Source organism: Bradyrhizobium sp. 613_E4_N2_2 (assembly GCF_052075995.1).
Classification (GTDB): Bacteria; Pseudomonadota; Alphaproteobacteria; order Rhizobiales; family Xanthobacteraceae; genus Bradyrhizobium; species Bradyrhizobium barranii.
This window is the reverse complement of sequence record NZ_CP197234.1, coordinates 4,863,461-4,889,505: the sequence shown is the minus strand read 5'-3', so window position 1 is coordinate 4,889,505 and position 26,045 is coordinate 4,863,461. Positions and strand designations below refer to the sequence as shown.

The 26,045-nt window shown below is 64.0% G+C and carries 30 protein-coding genes and 1 pseudogene; 18 read left to right on the top strand and 13 right to left on the bottom strand.

Annotation, left to right across the window (positions count from 1 at the left end):
- Positions 1-73: 73 nt before the first annotated feature.
- Positions 74-739 carry an O-methyltransferase gene (locus AB7290_RS23665; protein WP_085399038.1) on the bottom strand — a complete coding sequence of 222 codons (666 nt, stop codon included), beginning with the start codon at positions 737-739 and terminating at the stop codon, positions 74-76.
- 96 nt (positions 740-835) lie between these two features.
- Here AB7290_RS23665 and AB7290_RS23660 point away from each other — a divergent pair, with 96 nt between their 5' ends.
- The 3 genes from AB7290_RS23660 to pdxY all read left to right on the top strand — a co-directional run bounded on the left by AB7290_RS23660 (position 836) and on the right by pdxY (position 3,180).
- Positions 836-1,468 carry a TetR family transcriptional regulator gene (locus tag AB7290_RS23660; RefSeq protein WP_085399039.1) on the top strand — a complete coding sequence of 211 codons (633 nt, stop codon included), beginning with the start codon at positions 836-838 and terminating at the stop codon, positions 1,466-1,468.
- A gap of 107 nt (positions 1,469-1,575) precedes the next feature.
- On the top strand, positions 1,576-2,217 hold the full coding sequence (locus tag AB7290_RS23655; RefSeq protein ID WP_085399040.1) for an FMN-binding negative transcriptional regulator: 642 nt from the start codon (positions 1,576-1,578) through the stop codon (positions 2,215-2,217).
- Between the two features lie 144 nt (positions 2,218-2,361).
- Complete coding sequence (pdxY, locus tag AB7290_RS23650) at positions 2,362-3,180, top strand: pyridoxal kinase (RefSeq protein ID WP_085399041.1); 819 nt, start codon at positions 2,362-2,364, stop codon at positions 3,178-3,180.
- A 5-nt stretch (positions 3,181-3,185) separates the two neighbouring features.
- On the opposite strand, the gene AB7290_RS23645 is transcribed toward pdxY, so the two are convergent.
- Entirely contained in the window at positions 3,186-4,508 is a 1,323-nt protein-coding gene (locus AB7290_RS23645) for a hypothetical protein (protein WP_085399058.1), read from the bottom strand.
- 305 nt (positions 4,509-4,813) lie between these two features.
- On the opposite strand from AB7290_RS23645, the gene AB7290_RS23640 reads away from it, so the two are divergent.
- The 4 genes from AB7290_RS23640 to AB7290_RS23625 all read left to right on the top strand — a co-directional run bounded on the left by AB7290_RS23640 (position 4,814) and on the right by AB7290_RS23625 (position 5,871).
- On the top strand, positions 4,814-4,978 hold the full coding sequence (locus tag AB7290_RS23640) for a Flp family type IVb pilin (protein WP_028169565.1): 165 nt from the start codon (positions 4,814-4,816) through the stop codon (positions 4,976-4,978).
- Between the two features lie 208 nt (positions 4,979-5,186).
- Positions 5,187-5,441 carry a hypothetical protein gene (locus AB7290_RS23635; protein ID WP_028161188.1) on the top strand — a complete coding sequence of 85 codons (255 nt, stop codon included), beginning with the start codon at positions 5,187-5,189 and terminating at the stop codon, positions 5,439-5,441.
- Between the two features lie 49 nt (positions 5,442-5,490).
- The gene (locus AB7290_RS23630; RefSeq protein ID WP_144030624.1) at positions 5,491-5,673 is read left to right on the top strand and encodes a hypothetical protein; all 183 of its coding nucleotides are present in this window, start codon (positions 5,491-5,493) and stop codon (positions 5,671-5,673) included.
- Positions 5,674-5,724: 51 nt separating this feature from the next.
- The gene (locus tag AB7290_RS23625) at positions 5,725-5,871 is read left to right on the top strand and encodes a hypothetical protein (protein WP_166096368.1); all 147 of its coding nucleotides are present in this window, start codon (positions 5,725-5,727) and stop codon (positions 5,869-5,871) included.
- A gap of 25 nt (positions 5,872-5,896) precedes the next feature.
- Here the strand turns inward: AB7290_RS23625 and AB7290_RS23620 are convergent, their stop codons facing one another.
- Positions 5,897-6,460 carry a bifunctional transcriptional activator/DNA repair enzyme AdaA gene (locus tag AB7290_RS23620; RefSeq protein WP_085399059.1) on the bottom strand — a complete coding sequence of 188 codons (564 nt, stop codon included), beginning with the start codon at positions 6,458-6,460 and terminating at the stop codon, positions 5,897-5,899.
- 139 nt (positions 6,461-6,599) lie between these two features.
- On the opposite strand from AB7290_RS23620, the gene AB7290_RS23615 reads away from it, so the two are divergent.
- The 3 genes from AB7290_RS23615 (at position 6,600) to AB7290_RS23605 (ending at position 8,513) form a co-directional block, all read left to right on the top strand.
- The gene (locus AB7290_RS23615; protein ID WP_245343960.1) at positions 6,600-7,016 is read left to right on the top strand and encodes a nuclear transport factor 2 family protein; all 417 of its coding nucleotides are present in this window, start codon (positions 6,600-6,602) and stop codon (positions 7,014-7,016) included.
- A gap of 76 nt (positions 7,017-7,092) precedes the next feature.
- The gene (locus AB7290_RS23610) at positions 7,093-8,013 is read left to right on the top strand and encodes a DMT family transporter (protein ID WP_085399043.1); all 921 of its coding nucleotides are present in this window, start codon (positions 7,093-7,095) and stop codon (positions 8,011-8,013) included.
- Positions 8,014-8,111: 98 nt separating this feature from the next.
- Entirely contained in the window at positions 8,112-8,513 is a 402-nt protein-coding gene (locus AB7290_RS23605) for a VOC family protein (RefSeq protein ID WP_085399044.1), read from the top strand.
- Positions 8,514-8,533: 20 nt separating this feature from the next.
- On the opposite strand, the gene AB7290_RS23600 is transcribed toward AB7290_RS23605, so the two are convergent.
- Positions 8,534-8,884, bottom strand: a complete 351-nt coding sequence (locus tag AB7290_RS23600) for a zinc ribbon domain-containing protein YjdM (protein ID WP_085399060.1) — start codon at positions 8,882-8,884, stop codon at positions 8,534-8,536.
- Positions 8,885-9,095: 211 nt separating this feature from the next.
- Here AB7290_RS23600 and AB7290_RS23595 point away from each other — a divergent pair, with 211 nt between their 5' ends.
- The 4 genes and pseudogenes from AB7290_RS23595 to AB7290_RS23580 all read left to right on the top strand — a co-directional run bounded on the left by AB7290_RS23595 (position 9,096) and on the right by AB7290_RS23580 (position 12,361).
- On the top strand, positions 9,096-9,632 hold the full coding sequence (locus AB7290_RS23595) for a helix-turn-helix domain-containing protein (RefSeq protein WP_085399045.1): 537 nt from the start codon (positions 9,096-9,098) through the stop codon (positions 9,630-9,632).
- 252 nt (positions 9,633-9,884) lie between these two features.
- The gene (locus AB7290_RS23590; RefSeq protein ID WP_085399046.1) at positions 9,885-10,544 is read left to right on the top strand and encodes a cell envelope biogenesis protein TolA; all 660 of its coding nucleotides are present in this window, start codon (positions 9,885-9,887) and stop codon (positions 10,542-10,544) included.
- Positions 10,545-10,610: 66 nt separating this feature from the next.
- Positions 10,611-10,892 (top strand): hypothetical protein, encoded by a 282-nt coding sequence (locus AB7290_RS23585; protein WP_071914421.1) that lies wholly within the window; start codon positions 10,611-10,613, stop codon positions 10,890-10,892.
- 622 nt (positions 10,893-11,514) lie between these two features.
- A pseudogene (locus AB7290_RS23580) lies at positions 11,515-12,361 on the top strand (FkbM family methyltransferase).
- Positions 12,362-12,399: 38 nt separating this feature from the next.
- On the opposite strand, the gene AB7290_RS23575 reads toward AB7290_RS23580, so the two are convergent.
- Positions 12,400-13,194, bottom strand: coding sequence for a transglycosylase SLT domain-containing protein (locus tag AB7290_RS23575; RefSeq protein WP_085399047.1), 795 nt, complete (start codon positions 13,192-13,194; stop codon positions 12,400-12,402).
- Between the two features lie 346 nt (positions 13,195-13,540).
- Here AB7290_RS23575 and AB7290_RS23570 point away from each other — a divergent pair, with 346 nt between their 5' ends.
- A complete protein-coding gene (locus tag AB7290_RS23570) occupies positions 13,541-14,047 on the top strand; it encodes a hypothetical protein (RefSeq protein ID WP_071914417.1) in 507 nt (168 codons plus the stop codon).
- Between the two features lie 68 nt (positions 14,048-14,115).
- On the opposite strand, the gene AB7290_RS23565 is transcribed toward AB7290_RS23570, so the two are convergent.
- Together AB7290_RS23565 and AB7290_RS23560 are read right to left on the bottom strand one after the other, a co-directional pair.
- Complete coding sequence (locus tag AB7290_RS23565) at positions 14,116-14,340, bottom strand: GCG_CRPN prefix-to-repeats domain-containing protein (protein WP_371498184.1); 225 nt, start codon at positions 14,338-14,340, stop codon at positions 14,116-14,118.
- A gap of 185 nt (positions 14,341-14,525) precedes the next feature.
- Positions 14,526-15,587 (bottom strand): hypothetical protein, encoded by a 1,062-nt coding sequence (locus AB7290_RS23560; protein ID WP_085399048.1) that lies wholly within the window; start codon positions 15,585-15,587, stop codon positions 14,526-14,528.
- 488 nt (positions 15,588-16,075) lie between these two features.
- Between AB7290_RS23560 and AB7290_RS23555 the strand changes: the two genes are divergently transcribed.
- The gene (locus AB7290_RS23555) at positions 16,076-16,372 is read left to right on the top strand and encodes a hypothetical protein (RefSeq protein WP_063983569.1); all 297 of its coding nucleotides are present in this window, start codon (positions 16,076-16,078) and stop codon (positions 16,370-16,372) included.
- A 100-nt stretch (positions 16,373-16,472) separates the two neighbouring features.
- Positions 16,473-16,670, top strand: a complete 198-nt coding sequence (locus AB7290_RS23550; RefSeq protein WP_014495617.1) for a hypothetical protein — start codon at positions 16,473-16,475, stop codon at positions 16,668-16,670.
- Positions 16,671-16,849: 179 nt separating this feature from the next.
- On the opposite strand, the gene AB7290_RS23545 is transcribed toward AB7290_RS23550, so the two are convergent.
- The 6 genes from AB7290_RS23545 to AB7290_RS23520 all read right to left on the bottom strand — a co-directional run bounded on the left by AB7290_RS23545 (position 16,850) and on the right by AB7290_RS23520 (position 24,399).
- Positions 16,850-17,542 (bottom strand): phasin family protein, encoded by a 693-nt coding sequence (locus tag AB7290_RS23545; protein WP_245343961.1) that lies wholly within the window; start codon positions 17,540-17,542, stop codon positions 16,850-16,852.
- A 143-nt stretch (positions 17,543-17,685) separates the two neighbouring features.
- Complete coding sequence (locus tag AB7290_RS23540) at positions 17,686-17,859, bottom strand: hypothetical protein (RefSeq protein WP_166096372.1); 174 nt, start codon at positions 17,857-17,859, stop codon at positions 17,686-17,688.
- Between the two features lie 673 nt (positions 17,860-18,532).
- On the bottom strand, positions 18,533-19,267 hold the full coding sequence (locus AB7290_RS23535; RefSeq protein ID WP_434057383.1) for a transglycosylase SLT domain-containing protein: 735 nt from the start codon (positions 19,265-19,267) through the stop codon (positions 18,533-18,535).
- 140 nt (positions 19,268-19,407) lie between these two features.
- A complete protein-coding gene (locus AB7290_RS23530) occupies positions 19,408-19,923 on the bottom strand; it encodes a ParB N-terminal domain-containing protein (protein WP_085399052.1) in 516 nt (171 codons plus the stop codon).
- A 306-nt stretch (positions 19,924-20,229) separates the two neighbouring features.
- Complete coding sequence (locus AB7290_RS23525) at positions 20,230-20,616, bottom strand: DUF4145 domain-containing protein (protein ID WP_085399053.1); 387 nt, start codon at positions 20,614-20,616, stop codon at positions 20,230-20,232.
- An 18-nt stretch (positions 20,617-20,634) separates the two neighbouring features.
- Positions 20,635-24,399, bottom strand: coding sequence for a vitamin B12-dependent ribonucleotide reductase (locus AB7290_RS23520; RefSeq protein WP_085399054.1), 3,765 nt, complete (start codon positions 24,397-24,399; stop codon positions 20,635-20,637).
- Between the two features lie 745 nt (positions 24,400-25,144).
- On the opposite strand from AB7290_RS23520, the gene AB7290_RS23515 reads away from it, so the two are divergent.
- Complete coding sequence (locus AB7290_RS23515) at positions 25,145-26,041, top strand: DMT family transporter (RefSeq protein ID WP_085399055.1); 897 nt, start codon at positions 25,145-25,147, stop codon at positions 26,039-26,041.
- Positions 26,042-26,045: the final 4 nt, after the last annotated feature.

Below are 26,045 nucleotides of genomic sequence, written 5' to 3'. Positions count from 1 at the left end.
CTGTTTCGCCGAGAAGACGAAGCCGCCGCGCGATAGATCGCACGACGGCTCAGAGTGTCGATTTTATGCGGCGTTAGCTGATCCGCACGGACAGCTCGACGTCTTCGGCGAAGGGCGTGGACATGTAGCCGCTTGCGGGCCCGCGTACGCGCGCGAGGTAGTCAGGGCTGTCGTCGGCATTGTCGGCGACGATGATCGCGCCCGGCTTGAGATGGCCTTCGACCAGATCGAGGATCTCCGGGTAGAGCGCCTTGGCGCCGTCGAGCAGCACGAGGTCGATCGTGTCGGGCAGATCGGCGCTGAGCGTCTTCAGCGCATCGCCCTCGCGGATTTCGACGAGATCGATCAGTCCACCAGCCGAGAGGTTGTCCCGTGCTCGTGCCGCCTTGGACGGCTCGAACTCGCTGGTGATGAGACGGCCGCCGCCATTGTCGCGCAAGCCTGCGGCAAGGTGCAGGGTCGAGATGCCGAACGAGGTCCCGAACTCGATGATCGCCTTGGCGCGCGAACTGCGCGCCAGCATGTAGAGCAGGTGACCCGTCTCGCGCGAGACCGCGAGCGGTGCGTCCTTCAAGCGTCCGTAGAGGTCGCGGTAATCGGTCTTGCTCCGCATCATCCGCGCCCGGTCTGCGTCGGACAAATCGGCGACGGCGGCGTGCGTTGCGCCCCTGGCTGCTTCGGCCTCGTCAAACAGGCGATCCAGCAGCGGCGCAAGCGTTGTGATGGTCGGGGTGGTCATTTGATGTCTCCGGAGTTCGCGAGGAAGCGCGCGCTTGCGCAGGGTTGAAATACGACTAATTCGTCGCATTTCCTATTCGCATTGCCCGAGTACGCCATGGCCGACCGTCGAAGCCGTTCAATTTCCTCACGAAAACAGCCGCAACAGGCCCGATCGAGCGGGCTGGTGGCCGCCATTCTGGATGCCGCTGTTCAGGTCCTGGCCAAGGAGGGGGCGCAGCGTTTCACCACTGCACGGGTGGCGGAGCGGGCCGGTGTGAGCGTCGGATCGCTCTACCAATATTTTCCGAACAAGGCGGCGATCCTGTTCCGCCTCCAGAGCGACGAGTGGCGGCGCACGAGCGAGCTCTTGCGCGGGATCCTCGCGGATGCGGCGAAGCCGCCACCGGCGCGGCTGCGCGCGCTGGTCCACGCCTTCATTCGTTCCGAGTGCGAGGAGGCCGCGATCCGCGTCGCACTCAGTGACGCTGCACCGCTGTATCGCGACGCGCCCGAGGCGCAGGACGCCCGGGCAGCCGGCGAGGGGATCGTCGCCGCGTTCATGCGGGAGGCGCTGCCGAAAGCCTCGGATGCGACGCGTATCCTTGCCGGCGAGCTGATCACGGCGACGCTGAGCGAGGTCGGCAAGAGTTTTTCGGAAGAGACGCGGAGCGAGACGGAGATCGCAGCCTATGCCGATGCCATGGCCGACATGTTCTGCGCCTATCTTGCGACGCTGGCGCGGCGCTGAGGCATTGCTGACATCGGCGTTTGCGGGCCGATTGTTCTTCAGATCTTGCCGGCTCGTGGGTTAGCCTTCGCTCGCCGTTCCCTATTCGAGCCATTGAGACCCGTGCCATGCATGTGCTTCGCCCCCAGTTTCGCATCGAGGAGCAGCGTGCGCTGGAATTTGCCGGGCAACGCGGCTTCGGCATGATCGTCGCGGCGGACGAGCACAGTCCGCGGGCCTCGCACGTGCCGTTCGTGCTGGGCGAGCGCAACGGGCAGGTGATCGCGCAGATCCATTTCACCGCCAAGAATCCGCTCGTTGCGCTTGCGGATGGCACGCGGTGCTTCCTGCTGATCGTTGCCGGCGACGACGCCTACATCTCCAACGACTGGTACTCTTCGCGCGACAATGTCTCGACCTGGCTCTACGAGGCCGTGCACCTGTCGGGCGTGGCGCATCTGCGCGAACTGGACGAGAACCGCGGGCATGGCGATGCGCTGCTTGCGGTGTCCGAGGCACGGTTGCCGAAGCAGCCCTGGGACCTCGCGCAAATGGAGCCGGGCAAGCGCGAGAGCATGCTGGCTGCGATCCGGGTCGTCGATCTCGTGGTCGACACCGTCGAGGGGCAGGCCAAGCTCAATCAGCACAAGAGCGATGCGGACCATATCGCGGTCGCCGACCGGCTGGCGCGGTCGGAGGAGACGGGGCACCGGCGGCTGGCGCGGAAGATGCAGGCGCTGCGGCCGGGGCTGGGGTATGAGATGCTCTAAACTTGTAGCCCGGATGGAGCGCAGCGTAATCCGGGATTCATGCCGCGATCTGAGAACCCCGGATTGCGCTTCGCTCCATCCGGGCTACGCCAGCCGTTCCTGCTACGCTTGCTTCGCTCAGCATTTGATCTTACGGACCTCTCAATGCTCGTCATCTCCATTCAAAGCCAGGTGGTCCACGGCCATGTCGGCAACAGCGCGGCCGCCTATGCCATGCAAGCGGAGGGCGTGAACGTCGCGGCGGTGCCGACGACGCTGCTGTCGAACCATCCGCGCTATCCGACGTTGCGCGGGCGGGTGCTGGAGACCGAGCTCGTCGCCGACCTCCTCAAAGGCGTCGAGGAGCGCGACCTCGTCGATGAGGCCGCGGTGCTGGTCACCGGCTATCTCGGCTCCCCCGGCAATGCGGCGGTGATCGCCGACTTTGTCGAGCGGGCGCTGACGCGGAATTCGAAACTGGTCTATCTCTGCGATCCCGTGATCGGCGATGACGGCCGCGTCTATGTTGCCGACGGCATTCTGGACGTGGTGCAGCACCGGCTGCTGCCGGCCGCCAACCTAACCACGCCGAACCAGTTCGAGCTCGAGCTGCTGTCGGGCGTCACGATCGCGGACACGCAGAGCCTGCGCACGGCCTGCGCGGCGCTGGCGGGGCAACGTCGCATCGATGTCGTCGCTACCGGCTGCACGCTCGCTGACACGGCAGAAGGGCAGGTGGAGACGATCCTGTGCGCCGACGGCCAGCTGTCGCGCTTTGCGACGCCGCGGTTGCCGATCCGCCCCTCAGGCACCGGCGATCTCCTTACCGGCCTGATTGCGGCGCATCTGGCCAAGGGCAAGGCGATGCAGGCGGCCGTGCGGCTTGCGGTCGAAACCATCTTTGCGGTGCTGGTGCGCACGCAAGACGCAGGCACCGCCGAGATGCGCCTCGTACCGCTGCCGATCCCCGGGCGGAAGCCGTAACAGGGTCAGGTCGCGCGCTTGCCGGCCGATTGCGCCGACTTCTGCGGCTTGGCCAAACCCTTTTGCTCGCGTGCGGCGTGTGTCTTTCGCAGCTTTGCGTGGGCCGCGGCCCGCATCACCTTCTTGGACCTCACATTGGTCGCTTCCTTGCGGTCTCCCGTGCCACGCTTCGAGATGTATTCCTGGCCGTCGACCGGGCCGACATGCGGCGGATCGCGGCCGAGATAGGGCCGGCCAATGCCGAATGCCTTGCCGTTGGCGTCAACCCACTTCCACAGGATTTCGGTCGAGACCCAGCGCTGCGCGCGGTTGTTGCCCTGGGTGCTGACGATGTCGGCCGCCATGCCGTGGCCGTAGCCACCGCGCGTGCTGCCGCCATGATAGGAGCGGTCGGAGGCGGCCTTCAGGCCGCTCGCGATCGACTGGCGGTAGTCGTCGCGGAACGCACTGGTGATGCCCGGCGACAGGCCGGCGGCCTCGGCTGCGAGCAGCATGCGAAACAGCTTTCGCTTGAAGCTCTTGTCCATGCCGCCGATGACGTAATCCATCATCGGCATGCTGGCGCGCTCGGCCGCTTTCGGATCCTTCCAGCCAAAATCCTGATCGACCAGCTTTGTGAAGCTGCGCATCACCGTGACCATCTTGCCCCTGCGCTTGATGGTGACGGGGCGGCGGTCCTCGACCTTGATCGAATCCTCCTTCGCGGTGCGCTGATAGAGCGTCCACAGATAGCGGTCGATGCAGGCGTCCATGACAAAGCACTCATCGAGCACGGCGACGGTGTCGGCCGGCGGCGCCGGCTTGCTCGCGGCAGGCGCTGGGCCGGTCGCGATCGCCGCGGGCGACAGCGCATCCGTCGTCACAATCTCGGTGGGATCGGCGGAGGCGAGTTTGACCACGGGCTCCGGCGCCGGTGCGGCTTCTGCTGGTGCAGCCTCGCTGAGGACGGGCGCCGGTTCAGGCGAAATCTGTAGCGCCGGCGGCGCTTCCGCCGGCAAGATCAGCGCCGGATCGGCCGAGGCGAGCTTGATGACGGCGGCGGGCATCTCGGCTGTTGCGGCCTCGGGGGCCGGATCCGGATTCGGGGGCGCGGCGACAGCGGCCGCGATATCGGCGGTCAGGGCGATGCCATCCTCGATGACCGCAGCATGCGGGACGTCGGCGAGCTCGAGCCGGCCAAGATCCTTCGCGCGCGACACGGCGGAAGCATTGGCGCTGCTTTTCTCGATGAGGGTCGGAGCGTAGGCGGACAGGGAGAGCGCCAGCCAGCCGGCGAGAACGGCCGAGGGGCACGAGACCGCCACCAGAAGAGACCGCCGATCATTCATGATCCCTGCCTCCAAACGGTTCTGTTCGAACCAATCTTGCATAGCCAGGCACGCGACGCGTCAATTGTTCGGAGGATGGTGTGGCGGCGCAATGGCGCAAATGGGCGAAATGGGTCTTTTCGGGCGGGTGTTGCCGAGGTGCAACGCGAGTTCCCTGCGGTTTAGGGCGGCAAGTGGCTGAAAAGCAGCAGCCATTCATTGTCATCAAATTGAAGGGATTGAATTTACTCAATCTTGGATTGCGACTTGGTATCTCTCCCGTGCCGGCAACGTGCGGTAGAGTTGGAAGGATGCGAGTTGTGAAATTGAAATGCCTGTTGACCGAATTTGCCGCCGATGAATCCGGCGCCACCGCGATCGAATACGGTCTGATTGCAGCCGGTATCGCGTTGGCGATCATCGAGATCATCTATGCGCTCGGCACCAATCTCGTCGCTAAGCTGCAATCGCTGGCGACGGCGTTGAAATAGGCCGCGTGGACGCGGGGGCATGTGCTCGGTGGCTGACCGCCGCCCATAAAAGTGTCATGTCGCGTCTGGCGGGGATTCGACCAAGCGCTTGTGCGCATTAAACATATTGCCATGCAGCGGGCGCGCTGTTGCAATGCAACATAACATGTCGCAATGCAGCAAAACGCGCTTAAATGTGCTCCGAACCTTCCACTCAGGAGCATCACCAATGAACAAGAAGACTCTGTCGATCGCCGCCGCCATCCTGACGATCGCGGGTAGCACCGCGGCCTTCGCCGCCGAGCTGCCGACCTATGAGGCCAACGGTTTCCCGGTCTCCCCCCTGCAGGTGCGCGTGCTTGGTGCAGCGCATGTCGAGCAGCAGGCAACCGTGCCGACCACGGTCGCTTCGGTCCACCAGGCCCGCGTGCTGACGCCGCGCAAGGTCAAGACCGCGGACGTCACGACGGGCACGGCCCGCTGATCTCAATCGCTTGAAGACATGAAACAGGCTCGTCTCCTCCCGAGCCTGCATGGACCGCGTTCCCTTTCAGGAGCGCGGTCTTTTTTTTGAGAAGCGAGCCATGTTCTGGCGCGGCCGTGCGCGGGTTGAGAAAGCTGCGGCAAGAAAAATCGCCGTCGCGCGCCGATTGTGGACGGCCGTTCAAGACGAGTGTGATCTCTTTAATAGTTGCTTTGCAGATCGCGGCGCCTGATACGGGCGCCGCTTAGTGGCGGCCAAAAACCGTTTTCATAATGGAGCCGTCATGCCCGTTGCGCAAAAAGCAGTTATTGCCACCACCTCGCCGCGCGCGTTTATTCTCAGACATATTGCATTGTTCGCGGCCGCCGCGCTGTTCGTGTTCGTGCTGAGCCTGACCTATGGACTCGATCTCAGCCCCGGATTTTTCTGAGCGAACTTGCGCAGCCCGATTCGGGCTACGCATGCTTCGATGAGCGCAGGCTGGACGGCGATCTTCCATAGAGCTCGGCGAACGCGGCGTTGAATCTCCGCAGGCTGCCGAAGCCGGCCTGAAACGCGATGTCGGTCATGGTGTGTTCGCCGCCATCGAGCAGGCGTTTTGCGCGCTGGACGCGCAGCGTCTTGGCAAGCTGCTGCGGCGTCGCGCCGACATGGCGCTCGAACAAGCGCGCCAGGTGACGCGAGGAGATGCCGAGCCGCGTCGCAAGCGTCACCACCGAAGCGTCATCGAGCGCGCCGTCGTTGATCAGCTTCACCGCGCGCGCGACCGTCGAACGCGTGCCGTTCCAGGCCGGGCAGAACGGCGCGGTTTCGGGGCGGCAGCGCAGGCAGGGCCGGAACCCCGAGGCTTCGGCCGCGGCCGCCGTCGGGTAATAGACGACGTTGCGCGTCAGCGGCTGCTTGGCCGGACAGACCGGGCGGCAATAGATGCCCGTGGTCTTCACCGCCGTGAAGAAGCGGCCGTCATAGCGGGGATCCCTGCGCAGGCGCGCGGCGTTGCAATCGTCAAAACTCAGCATAGCCGGATGATAGCGCATGCCAGCGCGGGCGGAAGGGCCGCGGGATGACCGAGTCCGATTGTGGCGAGCCGCAACGCGCATGGCGGCCTAGAAGGCGGCCCTCGATGCAAGCCCCTCAATGCCAGTTCTGGAGCGCGCCGTGACCAGCCCGAAAGACATCGTCCTCAACGCCTGGAAGACCTTTTCGTCGCGCGATGCCGGCCGCATCGCCGCACTGTTCACCGACGATGCCGAATGGATCGCGCCGAAGGGCAACGCCACCGCCGTCGCGCTCGATCACACCGATCACATGGTGGGCGCGCCAGCGATCGCGCGCTTCATCGCGCAGGAGATGCACAGGATGTTTTCCGAGGTCGATATCGCCTTCCGCGGCGTCTACGCCGACGGCGATGTCGTGATCGTGGAGGAGCGGATGCGTGCCACGCTTGCGGGCGGCAAGCCCTACGAGAACGACTATTGCTTCGTGTTCACGGTGGCCGGGGACCGTATTCGCGAGGTGCGGGAATACATGGACACGCGCAAGGGATGGCGGATGGTGTTCGGCGAGGAGGCATGATGGTTGGGCTACGCTGCGTGCCAGACCTGCAACGGCGTGGGTTGAGGCGGCTCACGCGCTGACATAAGGCTTGCCCATGGATCAGCGAACGAGCGGCGCTGACGCTCTCATTCAGAAGAACGATGCGGCGCCGGCGTTGCTCGGCGTCGTCTGCGGCCTGTCGGCTGCGCTGTTCTGGGCGCTGGGCTTTGCCGGCACGCGGCACGGCCTCAAGGTCGGTTTCACCCCGGTCGATCTGCTCGTGCATCGCTATGTCTGGTCGGGCATCGCGTTCCTGCCGCTGGTCGCGCGCGCCGGCATCGGTGATCTCTGCGGCATCGGCTGGGGCAGGGGCCTTGTGCTGATGGTGCTCGGCGGTCCCGTAATGTCGCTGATCTCCTACACCGGATTCCTGTTCGTGCCGCTCGGCCACGGCAGCGTGATCCAGCCCTCCTGCGCGACGCTCGGCGGCCTCCTGCTCGCCGCGGTCGTGCTGAAGGAGCACATCTCCGCTTCGCGCCTTGCCGGCGCCCTGGTCATCGTCGGCGGCCTCTGCGTGATCGGCGCGGAATCGATCGGGCATATCGGAGCTGACGGCGTGTTCGGCGATCTGGTCTTCGTGCTCACCGGATTCATGTTCGCCGGTTTTGGCGCGCTGCTGCGGCACTGGCGCGTCTCCGCCGTGTCGGCCGCGCTCGTCATCAATGTGCTGTCGCTGCTGCTGCTGCCGATCTATCTCGCCACCGTCGGTCTCGCCCATGTCGCGGCGATCGGCGTGACCGAGAATGCCATTCAGGCGCTGGCGCAGGGCGTGCTCGCCGGCCCCGCCGCGCTTTATCTGTTCGCCGTCTCGGTCCAGCGCCTTGGCGTCGCCCGCGCCGCCGTGATCCCGGCCTGCGTGCCGGCGCTGACGCTCCTGGTCGGCTGGCTGCTGCTCGGCGAGCCGCCGACGATGTTGCAGGTGGCGGGTCTGGTCACGGTGCTGTGCGGGTTTTATCTGGCGCAACGGCAGCGGTGATCGCGTAGCCCGGATGGAGCGGAACCGAAGTCCGGGACCGAAAGGTGCGGCAACATTCCGGATTATGCGTCCGCTCCGTCCGGGCTACGCTGCCCGTTATGACCATCCTGCTCAACATCGACGTTCCCGACGCAGCGCAAGCGACCACCTTCTACACCGCCGCCTTCGGCCTCACGGTCGGCCGCCGCTTCGGCACCGACTTCGTCGAGCTGCTGGGCTGGCCGGCGCCGGTGTATCTTCTGACCAAGCAGTCCGGCACGCCGGGCGCGGGCAGCGACCGCCGGCGCTACGAGCGGCACTGGACGCCGCTGCATATCGACGTCGTCGTCGACGACGTCGATGCCGCCGTCGCGCGCGCACTTGCCGCCGGCGCGATCCTCGAGGCGCCCGCGCGCGATGCGTCCTATGGCCGGATCGCGATGCTGGCCGATCCGTTCGGGCACGGGTTTTGTCTGCTGGCGTTCAGCGCGAAGGGGTATGACGCGCTGCTGGAGGAATAGCTCGAGCGGACGCGGGCGGCTTACGCCTTCTTCACGAACTCCGATTTCAAATTCATCGCGCCGATGCCGTCGATCTTGCAGGCGATGTTGTGGCCGTCGGTGGCGTCCTGGAGGCGGATGTTCCTGACCTTGGTGCCGCCCTTGACGACCGACGACGACCCCTTGACCTTGAGGTCCTTCATCACGATGACGCTGTCGCCATCGGTGAGCGCGTTGCCATGGGCATCGCGCACGCCGGCCTCCTGCGCGGCTGGCGCGGCCGCATCGCCCGCAGCACTCCATTCATGGGCGCACTCCGGACAGACCCAGAGATCGCGGTCCTGGTAAGCGTGTTCGGACTGGCAGTTTTGGCATTTCATCGGTTCGGTCATCGCTTGCCTCGCGTCACCCGTCACGGGCGCGCCGCGCGCATTCCGCCGGAAAAGATGGATTGGGAGCAAATCCTTTACCATGGCGTCCGGTCCCGGTTGAAGTGCCGGAGCCTTAGGAGTTCGGGAAAAATTCCGCGGTATCCATGTCCTGATCATACGGATGCGTCGGCTACGCCGTTCGACGCTGCCGCAAGCTTTGGGAGTCCAGGTCATGAGCGAGCATCGTGCCGCTGCCAGACATCAGACGTTGCGAACCGGGATTGTCGAGTTCGACAACGGCACCGGCAGCCTCATCAGCGTGCCCTGCACGATCCGCGATGTCTCCGGCACCGGCGCCCGCCTGCAGCTCAACTCGTCGCTATGGGTGGCCGAGCAGTTCACGCTGGTCTTCAGCAGCGGATTGCGCAAGGACTGCCGGGTCGCCTGGCGCAAAGGCAGACTGATCGGCAGCGCGTTCGCCGAGGGTTATGCGAGCCCGGACGAACAGGCCGTCATGATGACCGCGGACGAGCAGTCCCGGCACCGGCTCGGGATCGGCGCGCGTGTTAAAGCGACGCGCGAGACCCGCGGCTACACCGAAGTCCAGCTCGCCGAGCGCATCGGCGTCACGCCCGCCTTTCTGGCGCTGGCCGAGAACGGCGAGGCCGACATTCCGCTCTACCAGTTGATGCACATCGCCGATTTGCTGATGGTCGGCCTCGACGGGCTCGTCGCAGGTCCGCCGCCTGAGGACGTCGACGCGGCGTAGGGGCACACCTCGCGGAACTGTCCGGCCAACAAAAATGTCGAAAACAACCCCATGCACCGTAGAAAACACGCGTGATTTCAGGGATCTGCGAGACCGAATATTGTGCTGCTCCGTCGGCAATCCCGGTCGTTGCTTGCCTCGCATCGATTTCGGTGATCCCGAATAAAATTTGACTCGTCGGGCAAAACAGGGGCACTATGGCATGGTGGCGCCGGTGCGAGGGAGAGGTGCTTCGCCGGGCCGCGGGGCGACATGCCGAAAGACCTGAAGAGAAAACTGAAGACCTACCAGACCTCGCTCGGCTTCTACGACCAGGCGGTCGCCGCACCCTCGATGAAGGCGGCGCTGGAGGCCTGGGGCGCCAGCTCCAACCTCTTCCATCAGGGTGCCGCGAAGGAGACCGACGACCCCGACATCGTCGCGGCGACCATGGCGAGCCCCGGCGTCGTGCTCAGGCGTCCGGTCGGCTCCGGCGGCCCGTTCACCGAGAGCGCCGCGCTGCCGACCGATCTCGCCGACGGTGAGGCCAAGCGAAAACCCAAACCCAAGTCCCAGCCCGAGTCCAAATCCAAGTCGAAGCAGCGTCCGGCCGAGGGCGTAACAAAACAGTCACGCAAGATTGACGATCAAGACGCGCGCAAAGCCGCCGCGGCGTTCGAGAAGGAAGAGCGGCGGCGAGACGCCGAGCGACGCAAGGAAGAGGTCGCCCTCGCCAAGGAGCGCGCGCGCCGCGACAAGGCGGTCGCCACGGCCGAGGCGGCGCTGGACGCGGCGAGGCGGGAGCACGCCGCGAAAGCGGAGGCGATCGAAGCCGAGCGGGCTGTGCTCGACGAACGCGCCGAGGCCGAGCAGGGCCGGTGGGACAAGCAAAGGAAAAAGCTGGAGGAGGCTCTGCGCCGCGCGCGCACGTAGCGCGAGCGAATTTAGCTTGCCTTGCCTTGCGTCCTTTTGCACTCTTCCAGGGAAGGAGACCAACGCATGAAGATCATCACCGCCGCGTGCGCGCTCGGAACGGCCCTGGTGCTGTGCAACCTCGGGATATCGGGCGCTGAGGCCCGGACGCGGAAGGCCCAAGTGGTTCGCGAACCACAGCAGAGGCTTATCGTCACGGCGCCCGTGCTCAGGCCGACGCCGTGGGATTACTACATTGTTCCACGATATCGTTATCGCCCTGAAGACGACCGGGTCGATCCGAACGGCCCGCCCTATGTGTCATCATGGGTCCGCTATGAGGGATGGCGGTGGCCGTACTGGTGGTAAAGGCCGCCGACGGACGCGGAGCGGAATAGACGGGAAGCGAAACCCGTCGATAGCTGTCGCGGCACGATGGGTTTCGCAAGCGCTCCACCCATCCTGCGCGCTGCTCCTCGAGGCATCCCCGAGACGTGCTATGCTTCTGGGCGGGAGGAATCAGCATGAGAGTCCCTACCGCGATACTCGCCCTGCTTCTTTCAAGCCCGGCCGCCGCCCAGGAGTGCCAGACATGCTCAATGGCCGACGCCTGCATGAAGGAGTACTCTAAGGCAACGTTGGAGGCCCAACGGGCCACGAAGCAAGCAATCCGGGACTGGAAGCAGAATCTGGACCGAAAGGCCTCCGCCGAATTGTCCAGCAGGGGCATACTCGCATTGCAGGACGCGATGGAGGCGCAGGTTCGTTCCGAGTTGGAGCGGCTGAAGGAGTGCCTGGCGAAGATCAGGTAGGGCGCAAGCGCGCGGCGGAAAGCACCCGCATATAGGGACGGGTTGAGCCTTTGCGAAAACGCACGATCTTCGCGGCTGGCAAGACACTGGTTAAGACACTGGTTGCGCCTTCTTCGCGGCAAGCCTCGCATAAGCGCGCGTTGGGATAGTGGCATCTCCGAGTTAGAGGAGATTCTGCAATGCCGATCGCAGGGCAAAAGCTGGCCTTTGTCATGGCCTCGTCCAACCATGGAACGATGATCGTCAATCGCTTCGACTATCGCATGGTCGCTCCCGACCGCGGCTACGGCGTGGGGTTTCAGATCCTCGAAACGGCTGCTTTCGATCCAGTCGAGGTCAAGATAGCTCTCGAACTGCTGGCATTACGACGGCGGTACCACGGTGACGGGGTGGTCGCCATCGACTGTGGCGCGAATATCGGCGTCCACACGATCGAATGGGCCTCGTTGATGACGGGCTGGGGTTCGGTGGTTGCGATCGAAGCCCAGGAGCGGATCTACTATGCTCTGGCGGGCAACATTGCCATCAACAACTGCTTCAATGCGTTGGCCGTGCATGGTGCCGTTTCCTCCGAATCCGGGCACGATGAAAATTCCACATCCAAACTATTTTGCGCCTTCCAGCTTCGGCAGCCTGGAATTGCGGCAGCGCCCCAGTAACGAATTCATCGGTCAGCCGATCGACTATACCAACAACACCGTCCTCATCCGTAAAATGACGCTGGACGAGCTCAACTTGCCGCGAGTCGACTTCATCAAGATCGATATCGAGGGCATGGAGATGGAGGCCCTTGCGGGGGCTCGGGAGACAATCAAGAAATACCGCCCGATCCTCCTGATCGAAAAAATCAAGACGGATAACCGGCAACTCGAGCAATGGCTCAACGACAACGGCTACCGGTTCATGGGTCTCGACATCAACATTCTCGCAGTCCATCAAAGCGATGAGTGTTGGAAGGATATCAACGCGCCTCAAAGCGCCGGCCAGCCCGCTGAAGCGCGCGCCCTCGCGACAATGAATGTCTAGGCTGATGCACTGCGCTTCGCGCTGCAGGCAAACCCACCCTACGGGTCATCCGCCGATAGTCGCAGGAACTGCCGCTTCATCGCGTTGACCCTGGCGATATAGCTTGCAACCGAGTGATCGCCGCAGCGTTCGTCGGCGATCATCTGAAACTTGCGGCGCGCGTAGGCTGTGGCGGGACCGGCGCCGCAGAGATGGATGAAGGCGGCCAGATCCTGCTTCTGCTCGCGGCTTGCCTTCACATCGCCCGCGCGGGCGAGAACGTCAGCCACGTTGCGATCCAGATACACCGATGCCAGCTCGATGGCGTGGCTCGGGATCGCGCGGGTATAGAGGCCCGTGAACCCGCAACCGGTCTCCGTAACCGCGTTGCCGCGGACACAGAACCGTGCGGCGTCGGCGAAAGCCGGATCGGTCATCTGGTAGAGGCCGACGGCGCTGGAGGCGGGCCGGTAGATTGCGAGCGGATTGAGGCTCAATCGCCAGCGCCAGTAGGTGCGCGTCACCGGATTGCCCGAACTCTCGACTTGTGCCAGCGCCGCCAGCAATTCGGGCGTGATCGTCGCGGTGGAAAAGCTTCGGAACAGCGGCCCGTATTGCCGCCAGTTCTCGGCCGGCTCCTTGTCGAGCGCGTTGCCGACGAAGACGAACAGCTCGGTCGGCTTGCGGATGACGTGATAGACGATGTTCAGAAGCGCAGCGACCGCAAGCAGGATCGCCACGCTGCCTGCGATCCGAACCATCCGCGGTGCGCGCGCGAACCTCTTTCGCATCCACCGGGCGCCTCGCCGGACGCTGCGAAGGCGGGGGAGGAGGCGTTTGCTTTTTCGTGGCATGGGTCTGGTGGGAGCGCGTGGATGAGTTGAGGCTTTGCGAAATCCATCACCTGACGGGGGCGATGGGGATCGACTCGCTCCACCCATCCTATGGATCGTGTGGGGGTATCACTGCAACGATTCGTCCCTGTCCTCTGAGAGTTGGGTGCACCGTCACCGCAATTCGAACCGCAACTATGAGAGGTTGAGCGTTGATGACATCCATCATCGCTGCGTGCCGCGGCGGAAACTGCACAAAAATGGCAAAGCTGCGACTGTCAACGACATATCTGATTAGAAGGTCGCTTATCCACGTAATACACTCAGCGCCGTTTGGGGTACGGGGAGCGTATTGGGAGGGTCAATCATGGCAAGTGTCGAACAATTGCGCAGACGTGAAGGCGTAAACTTGGTCCAGCTCGAGGCGGACATTGCATCGGTGCGCACGGGAAGCTCGATTGCTTCAATTGCGCTGCCCGATTACGTCGAGCACACCGAGGGGGTCACGCGGGTGGGCGCGCTCAGTGCTGAGGCGGTCATTCGTGACTATGAGTCCGCTGCGAAAGAGATCGAGGCCATGGGCGCCGAGCTGATCGATGCCGCGCGAAAATGCGAGGCGCTGACAGCCCAGGTCCATGATGCGATCGCCTTCATGCGCGAGACGGCAGCGGGGTATCGCGACGAGGGGCGGAAGATCTTCAAGCGCATCGAGGAATGCGCGCTCTTCACGGAAGACGTCCGCAAGACGTGCGAGCAGGTCAAGCGCAGGATGAAGGACGTCTCGGTCGGCGAGTACTGCAGCGAGGAGCTTGCGACGGAAGAGCTCGAGCCGACCGGGATCGAAGCCAAGGTGTCGGTGTGCGAGGTACGGTGAGGCGGGCGTAGAGCGTCGTTCGCAGGATGGGGTGAGCGCTCGCGCGCCCCCATCCTGCGGGCTGGGCTTCAAAGCCAATCGCGCGTCGACGGGAAACAAGCCCGTTTGCGAGAGTCCCAGACGTAATCCGAACCGCCGCAAGGCGGACGCGCACGCGACGTGGCCGGACATTGATTCCAGACCCGCGCACCCGTTGCCCAGCCATCGACCACGCACGCGCCGGAAACGGTGGCGTGGCAACCGGTGCCGCAGCCGTCTGCGGCGCTGGCCGCGCAGACTGCAAACAGAAGCATCATGGGGGTCAACAGGACGCGTGAAAGGTGCCTGGTCATGGGCTTGCTCCTTCATGCCGAGGCCCGTCGTGACGTCGCACAGATCTGGCCGAGGGCCTGCCGGCCGATCACCGCGCAGCATAGCACCAAGGTTCTTGGCACCAAGGCTCTTGGCACCAAGCCTCTTGGCCGAGAACGCTGACGGCTTACCAATCCGGATCGTAGGGGTCGGCCATATAGGGCGGGGGCATCCAGCGTCCTCGCGGCGGCGGTGGCCTGGGCCGCCGGGGGGCGGTCGCTTGCACGTGCGGCCGTGCAGGCGCAGCCGTCTCGCTGCTCGTCGCGCTCCGCACGACGGGTTTCGCGGGTGCAGGCGCCGATGACGTCGTCGGTTGCGTTTGCAGCGCCTGGACCTGTGCGGCGAGGCGCGCATTGTCCGCGGCATCCTTCTCCTGCGCCGCCTTGAGCTGTTGAATGGTGTCGGCCTGCTCGCGCAGCGTCTGCTCGTTGCGGCTTTTCAGTTGCTCGAGCTTTCCGTTGATGCTCGCAAGCTCGCTGGTGATGGTCTTGAGCGATTGCGCGAGATCGGACGATGACGGATCGGGCGCCGTGGCGCCGGTTCTTGGCGCGTCAGGTCTTGCAGCCTCAGGTCTTGCAGCGTCAGCTTTTGGAGCCTCAGCTCTTGGAGCGTCAGTTCTTGGAGCGCTTTCCGTTTCCTTGCCGAGCGGCGGCGCGGGCACCGGACTGGGCCCATCCGCAGCAGCCAGTTGCACGGCCGGCGGTTGCGCCGGACTTTCGACCACGGACGCTCGCGCGGGTTCGCTCGCGGCCGGCGGAGCCCATCGCGCCATGATGGACCTGGTCATCGACTTGGCCTCATCGCGATATTGCGAAGCGAAGGCGGCGCCGAGAAGGCCGATCGCCAGCACGAGGCCAACCAGGGCACGCAGCATGGTCCGATCTCCCTTCAGGCCTTGATTGCCCACCTTGCTAACCGGTGCCGGCACCTTGTCCTTGGGACCCTCGGCTGCCTTCGCTCCGGCGCTGGCCTGCGAGGTCCGCGGGGCTTCGTTGCCGCGTTCCATTCCGGAAACCAGCCGGTCCAGCCGCGCAAGGTCTTGCTCTGCGCTCTTGATCTGGTCATAGGCCCGCGCCAGCCCGCCATCGGCGCGCACCTCGTCCGGCTTGGCGGCCTCAGGCTTTTGGGCCTCAGGCTTGTCGGTATCAGGCTTGGGGTCGTTCGCTTCAGGCACCGATGCGCGCTCCATCCAGTCGGGCGTCAATGGGAGTGCGGCAGTCCGAACGTCGGAAGGATAGGCCTCACCGTTGTCCAACACAACGCGCGTGCGAAGGAGAAATTATGGCGGGCTACGGTTGCTGAAGCAGCCGGGCGCTGCTCCCCGGGGCATCCCTGCGACGTGCTGTGCTATCGCGGGAGGGAGCGCCATGAGGGTCTCTACCGCGACACTCGCCCTGCTTCTCTCAGGTCCGGCCGCGGCCCGGGAGTGCCAGACATGCTCAATGGCCGACGCCTGCATGAAGGAGTACGTTAAGACGACGTCGGAGGCCCAAAAGGCCACCAAGCAAGCCATCCGGGATTGGAAGCAGAATCTGGACAGAAAGGCCTCCGCAGGATTGTCCAGCAGGGGCATACTCGCATTGCAAGACGCCATGGAGGCGCAGGTTCGTACGGAGCTGGAGCGCCTGAAGGAGTCCTGGCGAAGATCAGGTAGGGAGGGGCGCAAAGGAGGATCCAATGAAATCGCTTCTGCTGCTCACGGCGAGCGGTCCGCTGCTCATTCTCACCTCGCACCAGTCCCTGGACGACCAGAAGCTCCTAGGGGTGCTCAGGCAAAAAGGTATCGGCAAGTTCGTCGCGTTCGAGGTTCCCTTGTCGCTCGCCAGAGAGCGCTACGGCGGGCACTTTCACGCGGTCGAAAGCAATCTGCACGAGACCGATGATTTGAGAGTGCTCGACTTCAACGGCCAGCGGGTCTTTCAGCTCTTTCATTTCGAAGAGCTCGGTTCACCGATCCTGGTAGAGCGGTCGTGATCCGGTTTTATTCGGCTGCGAAAGGGGATGTGTTGAGCAGGGCTGTTCCGAAGAGACGCCGATTGAGGTACGGTGGAAGCTTGGACCCGTGGAGTCTGCCATGACGTCATATACTGTCGGGTTGAAGCTCGGGGTGCGTGCCAAGGTGCTCACGATCGAAGCCGAGGACGCATTGGTCGCGGCGCTGAAGATCAAGCTCGAGAACCCCGAGGCACTCGTCACCTACGTTCGCAAGTCAAACCGGCGTGGCGATCGTCGTCACCCGCACGAAGTGCAGCGGGCCAAGACAACCGGCTAGCCGATGCCGAGACCGCAGCAAGTAGCCCGGATGGAGCCAACGGGTCGGCGCAAAGCGCCGCCCGATGACAGGCTCCGCGCAATCCGGGATGATGCCACAAGGCAACACTGGTCCCGGATTTCGCTTCGCTGCATCCGGGCTACGCTCGCTCCCCCCGGCGTCGGAATACGCAGTTGTCGTTAGTGACGTGTCGCGCGGATTTCGAGCGTCGTCTGGGTGAGCTTGGCCACGAACCCCTCAAAATGCATGACCCTTTGTCTGGTCAATTGTCCATGCAACTCGGCGATCTTCTGGGATTCGGCGATCAACGATCCGCACACCTGTTTCGCGTACTCCATCTGAAGCTCAAAGGCCTCGACGGGTGAGCGCGCCGCCGCGAGCTTTCCCAGGAAGGTCCAGGCGTGCTCAAGCGACGTCCTCGTGTAGTCGCTATAGGCATCGGCAATCGCCTGCGGGCTGGCCTGGGAGGGTTCCACCGGTGCGACGGGCGCGCTTGCAGCGATCTCCATCCCGGAAGCCTCGCCTGGCAAGGCTGCAGCCGAGGGTATCTGGGCACTGATCTCTCGGCTCGTCTCTTGCCTTATCTCTTGCTCGGCCTCTTGCCTGTTCTCTTGCTTGTTCTCTTGCTTGTTCTCTTGGCTGATCTCCGCCGAGGCATCCGGCAATTGATGGGCCGCAGTTGCGTGTTGCTCGCCGGCCCTGGTCCGTTGCCCGGCCTTCTTCTTCGCGCCGCGCCGGCCGGATTTTCCCGTTGTCTTATTTTCGCCCGCACTCAACATTGCAAATAACTCCTGAATATCGCTGAAGCCGCAAGCCTCCGTCGTGTTTGCGCTGAAATCGCGATTGTGGGTTGTCGCTTGCGTGGCGGCCATGTGGTGAGATTTTGCCGGGCATCGGCAAGGCGCAATTCGCGGGTGACGGCCTGGACTGCTTCGCAGAGCCTGTCATCGGGCCGCGCTCCGCGCGGACCCGGCGGCTCGCAATGACGGGCGTCCTGGTCCTCGCGCGTTCGTCGTCACCCGAACAGGGCGACATAGACCACGTAGAGCCAGCCCAAGATGCCGTGGATGATCGCCCACAGGATCGAATGATTGTTGGTGTAGGAGATTGCGATGGCGAGTGCGGAGCCAAAACCCACGCCGTATTTGGCGCCCTCGACCCGAACCCCGTAGTAGCGATTGCCGTTCATGGCGGTCCTTCCTGCGGGCCACGCTTGCTCATCACGCCTTATAAAAGTCTTCCGCCAATTGTGAAATGGCACACAGACGGCAGCCCTCGGGTCTGCTTCTTTAGCGCCGACACTATACCCTCGTGCGCTCGCTCGGCGATGCGCACCGGCGGGTCGGCATTTGGCAATTTCGGGATGATCGCTATGGGCGTTTTCAATCGCACGGCCATGCTTTGCAGCTCTTTCATCGTGTCCACCATGAGCGGGTGAACCGAGAGATTTCGCGTGCGCGCAACGGCGCGTGCAGGGATTTTCTTGAGGCCCCGCCGGTGACGGACGGGGCCTTTCCATTTTTCATGTCAGCCCACGACTGCCCGGCGGTGCCTTCGCGAAGAAGGATGCAGGGTCATGTGGGAGTATTTTGGACCCGATTTCGCTTTTGACGTGGTGAAGGGATTTGTCGCCGGCGTTGCCTCCATGGCGTTTCAGGTCGTGGCGCCGCGGGCGTTTCATGCCGCGAAGCGATTTCGCGAGCACTGGGTTGCCAGAAAAGACGCAAGGCAAGCGGCAAGGCAATCACGCCGCAACGCTCCGGCGAATGATGAGCCGTGAGGTCTCTGGGCGAAGCGAAACCCATCAACAGTCGTCGTGGATTGATGGGTTTCGCAAGTGCTCTACCCATCCTACGGACAAGCTAACCGCCGTCATCCGCCGCCAGGCGCTGAAATTGCCGCTTCATCGCATTGACCCCAGAGATATAGCTTGCGACGAGATGATCGCCGCAGCGCTCGCCGGCCGTCAGCTGAAAGTGGCGGCGTGCGTAGGCCGTGGCGGGACCGGCGCCGCAGAGATGGATGAAGGCGGCCAGATCCTGCTTCTGCTCGCGGCTTGCCTTCACATCGCCCGCGCGGGCGAGAACGTCGGCCACATTGCGGTCCAGATACACCGATGCCAGCTCGATGGCGTGGCTCGGGATCGCGCGGGTGTAGAGGAAGGTCGACCCGCAGCCGGTCTCCGTGACCGCGTTGCCGCGGACACAGAACCGTGCGGCGTCGCTGAGGGCCGGATCGGTCATCTGGTAGAGGCCGACGGCGCTGGAGGCGGGCCGGTAAATCGCGAGCGGATTGAGGCTCCATCGCCAGCGCCAATAGGTGCGCGCCACCGGATTGCCAGAGCTCTCGAACTGCGCCAGCGCGGCCAGCAATTCGGGCGCGATCGTCGCGGTGGAATAGGTGCGGAAGAGGGGGCCGTATTGGCGCCAGATCTCGGCGGGGTCCTTGTCGAGGGAGTGGCCGACGAAGGCGAAGAGCTCGGTTGGTTTGCGGATGATTTGATAGGCGATGTCGAGGAGGGCGAGGGCCGCAAGCAAGACTGCTACGCTGAGCGCGATCCGGACGATCCGCGGTGCGTGGGCGAACGCCTTTCGCATCCGCCGAGCGCCTCTTCGGAGGTTGCGAAAGCGAGGGAGGAGGTGGGTGCGTTTTCCTGGCATTGCGCTTGCGCAGCACTGTCACTGCAATTCAAGCTGTGATCTCAAGACGCTGTGATCTCAAGATCTGGAGCCCGCCATCAATAGCGGCCGCCGCTGCCCTTTTGCTGCGTGATCCAGTCCGACAATGTTTTCCGTGTCGATCCCGCAGTCCGGCCCGGTGATGCCTTCGGATTGTCGCGAACGCCTTTCGTCGGACGGGTGCGCGGCGCTTCCGTTCCGTTGACGCTCTTCAAGGCAGCCGTCGATGCCTCTGCGGCTTCCTTCTCGAGGCGCAGCTGTTTCAATCGCGCCATCTTGATGCGCTCTGCCTCGACTGCGGGTCCTTCGGACAGCAGCGGCCTGTGTTGAGCAAGCTCCGCCGGGACGATGACACCGAGTATGGTTGTCTCGCCGAGCGCCTTGCAGGCTTCGAGCCGATGCAGTCCCTCGACCAGAACGAGGCGGTCTCCGTCGAGCCGAACGGAAATGGGGGCCTGTTGTCCGATGTCCAGCATACTTTCCGCGATCTCCCCGACGATCTCGGGCTTGATGGTTCTCTTCTTCGTCACGGAAACGAAAATCTTCTCGATCGGGAAGCTTTCCGGTTTGGGCATAACTCGACTCCGCTTCTACCGGGCCCGTCGGAACCCATGCCGGTGGCGTTGGTTTAGGAGGGAAGGGCTCGACCGCAAAGGCAATTCGGCGGCAGGGTATTGATGAGCATCGAAGCCGGAGCCGATCTCGATGACGGTGAAAGTGCACTTACTTGACGCCGTCCACCAAACGCGAGCCGAAGCCGGAGATCGGAACGACTGAATTTAGTGCACCGTCAACGTAATTCCAGAGCAGGGGTGATCTTGAGGAGCCGGTCGGGCAGAGGCGATTGGAGTTTAGCGCTGACCGTAATCGCCGCTGGACGACTACTTTGCTGGTGGCTTCTTCGCAGCTTGCAGTTTTTTGTTGAGCTCGTCCTTTATTCGCTGTGCCTGTTTGGGTCGCACGTAGTAGTGGTCGAATAGGCTGTCTAGGACATCCAAGCAAAATTCGGCTTCGTGCGGTTCGACGTCAATAATCTGAAGAGTCGTTTGATCCGTTATCCGATGTGCCGAAAAATTTCCAAAGTTGCGAACCGCATCCACAATAGCGTGCACGCCCGTCGGAAGGGCCTTTCTAGTATCTTGCTCAGCGAGGACCGCGTCGATCTGTTGCGACAAATCTCTTTGCGTGTAGCCGGCCTCGCGAAGGATTGACTGAAGGCAACGTCTCGACAGCGCTGCGGATGCTTTCGCGCTCAGATGCAAGACCATAGCAGTGGGGGCGGTGCGTTAGCTACACCCCGTCGTAGACCCGCAAGTATCGCACTTCATACACGTGCCATTCCGCACCAGCGTGAAGTTGCCGCACTCCGAGCACATCTCGCCTTCGTAGCCCTTGGCCTTCGCTTCCGCGCGGCGCTCGGCCTTGGAGGGGACCAGGGTCTGCGCGGTGCCGGATTTGCTCCACTGGAGCTGCTCGAGCTTCTCGGTCGGCGAGAGGTCGTGGCTTACTTCCTGCTTCAGCGCGACCGCGCCTTCCAGGGCATCGCCGACCCGCGCGCTTGCGCCGTGCGAGGCCAGCGCCGTGACCTTGCTGCCACCGGTCGGGGCACTGTCGTTACCCTGGGCGACCGCGGCGGAGCCGCCGCGCATCACGACGAGGTTGTCGGTGCGGGAGCGCGTGAGGCCGCGCGAGACCAGCTTGGTCGCGTGCTGGGTCTCGTCCGGCTCCTTGCCTTCCTCGACGCCCTTGCCGAGCGCGTCGAAGTTCGACTCGGTCGGATCGACATGGGCGAGATCGAAGCGCGACATGTAGCTCACCGCGAGCTCGCGGAAGACGTAGTCGAGGATCGAGGTCGCGTACTTGATGCTGTCGTTGCCCTGCACTGGGCCCGCCGGCTCGAAGCGGGTGAAGGTGAAGGCGTCGACATATTCGTCGAGCGGCACGCCGTACTGGAGACCCAGCGACACCGCGATGGCGAAGTTGTTGATGAAGGAGCGCAGCGCCGCGCCTTCCTTGTGCATGTCGATGAAGATCTCGCCGAGACGGCCGTCGTCATACTCGCCGGTGCGCAGGTAAACCTTGTGGCCGCCGACGACTGCCTTCTGGGTGTAGCCCTTGCGGCGATCCGGCATCTTCTCGCGCTCGCGCATCACGATGATGCGCTCGACCAGCTTCTCGACGATCTTTTCCGAGACCTGGGTGGCACGCGCCGCCATCGGCTTCTCGTAGAGTGACTCGACCGCATCCTCCTCGTCCTCATCGTCGGCGATGAGCTGCGAGTTGAGCGGCTGGCTGAGCTTGGAGCCGTCGCGATAGAGCGCGTTGGCCTTCAGCGCCAGTTTCCACGACAGCATGTAGGCGGACTTGCAGTCCTCCACCGTGGCGTCGTTCGGCATGTTGATGGTCTTGGAGATCGCGCCCGAGATGAAGGGCTGGGCCGCCGCCATCATGCGGATGTGGCTCTCGACCGACAGATAGCGCTTGCCGATCTTGCCGCAGGGATTGGCGCAGTCGAACACCGAATAGTGCTCGGCCTTCAGGTGCGGAGCACCTTCCACCGTCATCGCGCCGCAGATGTGGACGTTGGCCGCCTCGATCTCGCGCTTGGTGAAGCCCACGGCCTGGAGCAGGTCGAAGCCGGGGGCCGCGATCGCCTCGGCACCGATGCCGAGCTGGTCGCGGATGAAGTCTTCGCCAAAGGTCCACTTGTTGAAGGCGAACTTGATGTCGAAGGCGGTCGGCAGGGCCTTTTCGACCTTGGCGATGGCTTCATCGGTAAAGCCCTTGGCCTTCAGCGTCGAGGCGTTGATGGCCGGCGCGTTGGAGAGCGAGCCGTGGCCGACGGCGTAGGCTTCGATCTCCGCGATCTCGCTCTCGCGATAGCCGAGCGCGCGCAGCGCCGCGGGGACCGCGCGGTTGATGATCTTGAAGTAGCCGCCGCCGGCGAGCTTCTTGAACTTCACCAGGGCGAAGTCGGGCTCGATGCCGGTGGTGTCGCAATCCATGACCAGGCCGATCGTGCCGGTGGGCGCGATCACCGTGGTCTGGGCGTTGCGATAGCCGTGCTTCTCGCCGAGCTCGAGCGCTGCATCCCAGGCTGCCTGGGCGCGCGTGACGATGTCAGCCTGCGGGCAGGACACGAGGTCCATCGGCACCGGGTTCACCGAGAGCGCCTCGTAGCCGTTGGACTGGCCGTGGGCGGCGCGGCGGTGGTTGCGGATCACGCGCAGCATGTGCGCGGCGTTCTTCTTGTAGCCCGGGAAGGTGCCGAGCTCGGCCGCCATCTCCGCCGAGGTCTTGTAGGTGATGCCGGTCATCACAGCGGTGAGGGCGCCGCAGAGCGCGCGGCCTTCCTTGCTGTCATAGGACAGGCCCATGGTCATCAAGAGGCCGCCGATATTGGCGTAGCCGAGGCCGAGCGTGCGGAACTCGTAGGAGAGCTCGGCGATCGCGCGGGACGGGAACTGCGCCATCATCACGGAGATTTCGAGCACGATGGTCCAGAGCTGGCAGAGGTGCTCGTAGCCGGCGACGTCGAACTGCTTCGTGGTGGTGTTGTAGAAGGTCAGCAGGTTGGCGGAGGCGAGGTTGCACGCCGTGTCGTCCAGGAACATGTATTCCGAGCACGGATTGGACGCGCGGATGTCGCCGGACGCTTTACACGTGTGCCAGTCGTTCATGGTGGTGTTGAAGTGCAGGCCCGGGTCGGCCGACGCCCAGGCGGCGTAGCCGATCTTTTCCCAGAGGTCGCGCGCCTTCAGCGTCTTGGTGATCTTCTTCGTCGTGCGTCCCACGAGGTTCCAGTCGCCATCCGTTTCCACGGCGCGGAGGAAGTCGTCCTTCAGCGAGACCGAGTTGTTGGAGTTCTGGCCTGATACCGTGAGGTAGGCTTCCGAATCCCAGTCGGTGTCGTAGACGTCGAACTGGATGTCCTTGTAGCCCTGCTTGGCGAACTGCATCACGCGCTTGATGTAATTGTCAGGCACGAGGCTGCGGCGCGCGAGCTTGATCTCGCGGCGGAGCGCCGGGTTCTTCTCGGGGTCGAAGCAATCGTCGCCCGAGCCTTCGCAGTTCACGCAGGCCTTCAGCACCGCCTTGAGGTGCTTCTGGTTGATCTTGGATCCGGTGACGAGAGCGGCGACCTTCTGCTCCTCCTTCACCTTCCAGTCGATATAGGTCTCGATATCGGGGTGATCGACGTCGACCACGACCATCTTGGCCGCGCGGCGCGTGGTGCCGCCCGACTTGATCGCGCCGGCTGCGCGGTCGCCGATCTTGAGGAAGCTCATCAGGCCGGACGAGCGGCCGCCGCCCGAGAGCTTTTCGCCTTCGCCGCGCAGGCGGGAGAAGTTGGAGCCGGTGCCGGAGCCGTATTTGAACAGGCGGGCTTCGCGGACCCAGAGGTCCATGATGCCGCCCTCGTTGACGAGGTCGTCACCGACGCCCTGGATGAAGCAGGCGTGCGGCTGCGGGTGCTCGTAGGCCGACTTGGACTTGGTCAGCTTGCCGGTGAAGGGGTCGACGTAATAGTGGCCCTGGCCGGGGCCGTCGATGCCATAGGCCCAGTGCAGACCGGTGTTGAACCATTGCGGCGAGTTCGGCGCGACCATCTGCATGGCGAGCATGTAGCGGATCTCGTCGTAGAAGGTCTGGGCGTCCTCGTCGGAGGAGAAGTAGTTGCCCTTCCAGCCCCAATAGGTCCAGCAGCCGGCCAGCCGGTCGAACACCTGCTTTGCGCTGAGCTCGCTGACGAAGCGCTCTTTCTCAGGGAGAGCGGCGAGCGCCTCGGTGTCGGGCACGGAGCGCCACAGGAAGGAGGGGACGGACTCCTCCTCGACCTTCTTCAGGCGCGCGGCGACGCCGGCCTTGCGGAAATACTTCTGGGCGAGCACGTCGGAGGCGACCTGCGACCACTCGGTCGGCACCTCGACGTTCTCGAGCTTGAACACGACCGAGCCGTCGGGATTCCGGATCTCCGACGTGGTCAGCCGGAAATCGATCCCGGCGTAAGGTGACTGTCCCGAAGTGGTGTGGCGCCGCTCAATCCGCATGGTCTTGCCCCGTCCTTTTATCTGCCGGACTGCCTCCGCAAGGCGCCCGGGTCGCTATTTCGGTTCGCGATTCCTCCAAGGGCCTCATCGGCCCAAAGGCTTCGCAGTTCAGCCGGTGGATCCGGCCCAGTTTCTCCCGGCGCGATGGTTCTCATCCGCCGGCATGTCCACACCCATCCGCCCCCAAGGGGATGCGCGCGACATGCGTTCAACGCCCCACACGCCACTTCAACCAATGCCATCCGAGCCTGTTGCCGGCCCGTTCTGGCGCCCGAAGGTCTGCATTTCGAGGGCAGACAAGCCCTCATCCGCGGCCTTTGGCTGGCTTGGCGGAGTGACGATTTGCGAGACCCTTTGGGGGAGTGCCGGCGGGACGCAAACTCACTCGCGCCGAACGGACCGAAAGCTAGGACTCTCCGTTGCGCCCGTCAAGAACTAGTGCGAGTTCCTGAATCAAATACTAAATATGGTGGATTGCGGGGGATAACAGGGGGCAAGCCCGCGCCTGTTGTTGAGCCAAGTATCAGTGAGTCCTCAGGGATTCCCAACCAAAAAAATTTGCATCCCGTGACGATACGGACCCTTCACCCCGCTGTTCACAGGGCAGGTATATTTTTCGGGACCGGGGTTGCCTCAGCGGGACTCACGTAGGGCTACGGAAGGTGAGGGCAGGCATGCCTGCCGGGGTGGTGGTGGCGCATGCGAATCCGCGCCAAGCTGACCGCGATTTCGCCGGGTACCCCACATGCTTGATTCGACTCGCCGGGATGCGCGACCGCGCATCGCCCCGGCCGGCCTGATGTTCCTCGCCATCACCTCGATCGGCTGGGGCTTCAACTGGCCGGTGACGAAATTCCTGCTGTCCGAACTGCCGCCGTTGACGCTGCGCGGGGTGACCGGCGTGCTGGGCGCGGTGCTGCTCGCCGCCCTCGCGCTGATCCGCCGGCAGAGCCTCAAGGTGGGGCCGGGGATCTGGCCGCGCTTACTGACCGCCGCCGTCCTCAACGTCACCGGCTGGATGGTGCTGATGGGTCTGGCGCTGCTCTGGCTGCCGGCCAGCGAGGCGGCGCTGATCGCCTACACCATGCCGGTCTGGGCCTCGCTGATCGCCTGGCCGGTGCTGGGCGAGCGGCCGACCGTGCTGCGCACGCTGGGGCTGGTGATGGCCTTCGTCGGCCTGGCCTCGATCATGGGCGGCAACGGCTTTGCCGCAAGCGTGGAGAAGCTGCCGGGCATCATCATGGCGCTGGGCGGCGCGATCGGCTTCGCCGTCGGCACGGTGTTCTCGAAGAGGTACCCGATCCATCTGCCGCCGATCACGGCCGCGGCCTGGCAGATCGGGATCGGCTGCCTGCCGATCTCGATCATCGGCCTCTTGGTCGAGACCACGCATCTTTCGCTGGTGACGCCGGTCGGCTGGTGGCTGCTGGTCTATTCCACCGTGGTGCAGTTCTGCATCGCCTATGTCAGCTGGTTCGCAGCACTGGCGCGGCTGCCGGCCTCGGTCGCCGCGATCGGCACCATGGCCGTGCCGGTGATTGGCGTGGTCGCCTCCGCGCTGGCGCTGGGCGAGCCGTTGGGGCCGGGCCAGATCGCCGCGCTGATCTTTACGCTCGCCGCCGTGGTGCTGGCGACGCGGTAGATCG

Coding starts and splice junctions, on each gene's coding strand:
- AB7290_RS23595 (WP_085399045.1), top strand. CDS start 9,096: ATGAGCGAGCATCGTGCCGCTGCCAGACATCAGACGTTGCGAACCGGG.
- AB7290_RS23525 (WP_085399053.1), bottom strand. CDS start 20,616: ATGGTCTTGCATCTGAGCGCGAAAGCATCCGCAGCGCTGTCGAGACGT.
- AB7290_RS23550 (WP_014495617.1), top strand. CDS start 16,473: ATGACGTCATATACTGTCGGGTTGAAGCTCGGGGTGCGTGCCAAGGTG.
- AB7290_RS23600 (WP_085399060.1), bottom strand. CDS start 8,884: ATGACCGAACCGATGAAATGCCAAAACTGCCAGTCCGAACACGCTTAC.
- AB7290_RS23585 (WP_071914421.1), top strand. CDS start 10,611: ATGAAGATCATCACCGCCGCGTGCGCGCTCGGAACGGCCCTGGTGCTG.
- AB7290_RS23570 (WP_071914417.1), top strand. CDS start 13,541: ATGGCAAGTGTCGAACAATTGCGCAGACGTGAAGGCGTAAACTTGGTC.
- AB7290_RS23545 (WP_245343961.1), bottom strand. CDS start 17,542: ATGGCCGCCACGCAAGCGACAACCCACAATCGCGATTTCAGCGCAAAC.
- AB7290_RS23660 (WP_085399039.1), top strand. CDS start 836: ATGGCCGACCGTCGAAGCCGTTCAATTTCCTCACGAAAACAGCCGCAA.
- AB7290_RS23610 (WP_085399043.1), top strand. CDS start 7,093: ATGGATCAGCGAACGAGCGGCGCTGACGCTCTCATTCAGAAGAACGAT.
- AB7290_RS23630 (WP_144030624.1), top strand. CDS start 5,491: ATGGACCGCGTTCCCTTTCAGGAGCGCGGTCTTTTTTTTGAGAAGCGA.
- pdxY (WP_085399041.1), top strand. CDS start 2,362: ATGCTCGTCATCTCCATTCAAAGCCAGGTGGTCCACGGCCATGTCGGC.
- AB7290_RS23590 (WP_085399046.1), top strand. CDS start 9,885: ATGCCGAAAGACCTGAAGAGAAAACTGAAGACCTACCAGACCTCGCTC.
- AB7290_RS23645 (WP_085399058.1), bottom strand. CDS start 4,508: ATGAATGATCGGCGGTCTCTTCTGGTGGCGGTCTCGTGCCCCTCGGCC.
- AB7290_RS23625 (WP_166096368.1), top strand. CDS start 5,725: ATGCCCGTTGCGCAAAAAGCAGTTATTGCCACCACCTCGCCGCGCGCG.
- AB7290_RS23655 (WP_085399040.1), top strand. CDS start 1,576: ATGCATGTGCTTCGCCCCCAGTTTCGCATCGAGGAGCAGCGTGCGCTG.
- AB7290_RS23520 (WP_085399054.1), bottom strand. CDS start 24,399: ATGCGGATTGAGCGGCGCCACACCACTTCGGGACAGTCACCTTACGCC.
- AB7290_RS23540 (WP_166096372.1), bottom strand. CDS start 17,859: ATGAACGGCAATCGCTACTACGGGGTTCGGGTCGAGGGCGCCAAATAC.
- AB7290_RS23620 (WP_085399059.1), bottom strand. CDS start 6,460: ATGCTGAGTTTTGACGATTGCAACGCCGCGCGCCTGCGCAGGGATCCC.
- AB7290_RS23635 (WP_028161188.1), top strand. CDS start 5,187: ATGAACAAGAAGACTCTGTCGATCGCCGCCGCCATCCTGACGATCGCG.
- AB7290_RS23555 (WP_063983569.1), top strand. CDS start 16,076: ATGAAATCGCTTCTGCTGCTCACGGCGAGCGGTCCGCTGCTCATTCTC.
- AB7290_RS23535 (WP_434057383.1), bottom strand. CDS start 19,267: ATGCGAAAGGCGTTCGCCCACGCACCGCGGATCGTCCGGATCGCGCTC.
- AB7290_RS23530 (WP_085399052.1), bottom strand. CDS start 19,923: ATGCCCAAACCGGAAAGCTTCCCGATCGAGAAGATTTTCGTTTCCGTG.
- AB7290_RS23665 (WP_085399038.1), bottom strand. CDS start 739: ATGACCACCCCGACCATCACAACGCTTGCGCCGCTGCTGGATCGCCTG.
- AB7290_RS23515 (WP_085399055.1), top strand. CDS start 25,145: ATGCTTGATTCGACTCGCCGGGATGCGCGACCGCGCATCGCCCCGGCC.
- AB7290_RS23605 (WP_085399044.1), top strand. CDS start 8,112: ATGACCATCCTGCTCAACATCGACGTTCCCGACGCAGCGCAAGCGACC.
- AB7290_RS23565 (WP_371498184.1), bottom strand. CDS start 14,340: ATGCTTCTGTTTGCAGTCTGCGCGGCCAGCGCCGCAGACGGCTGCGGC.
- AB7290_RS23575 (WP_085399047.1), bottom strand. CDS start 13,194: ATGCCACGAAAAAGCAAACGCCTCCTCCCCCGCCTTCGCAGCGTCCGG.
- AB7290_RS23560 (WP_085399048.1), bottom strand. CDS start 15,587: ATGGAGCGCGCATCGGTGCCTGAAGCGAACGACCCCAAGCCTGATACC.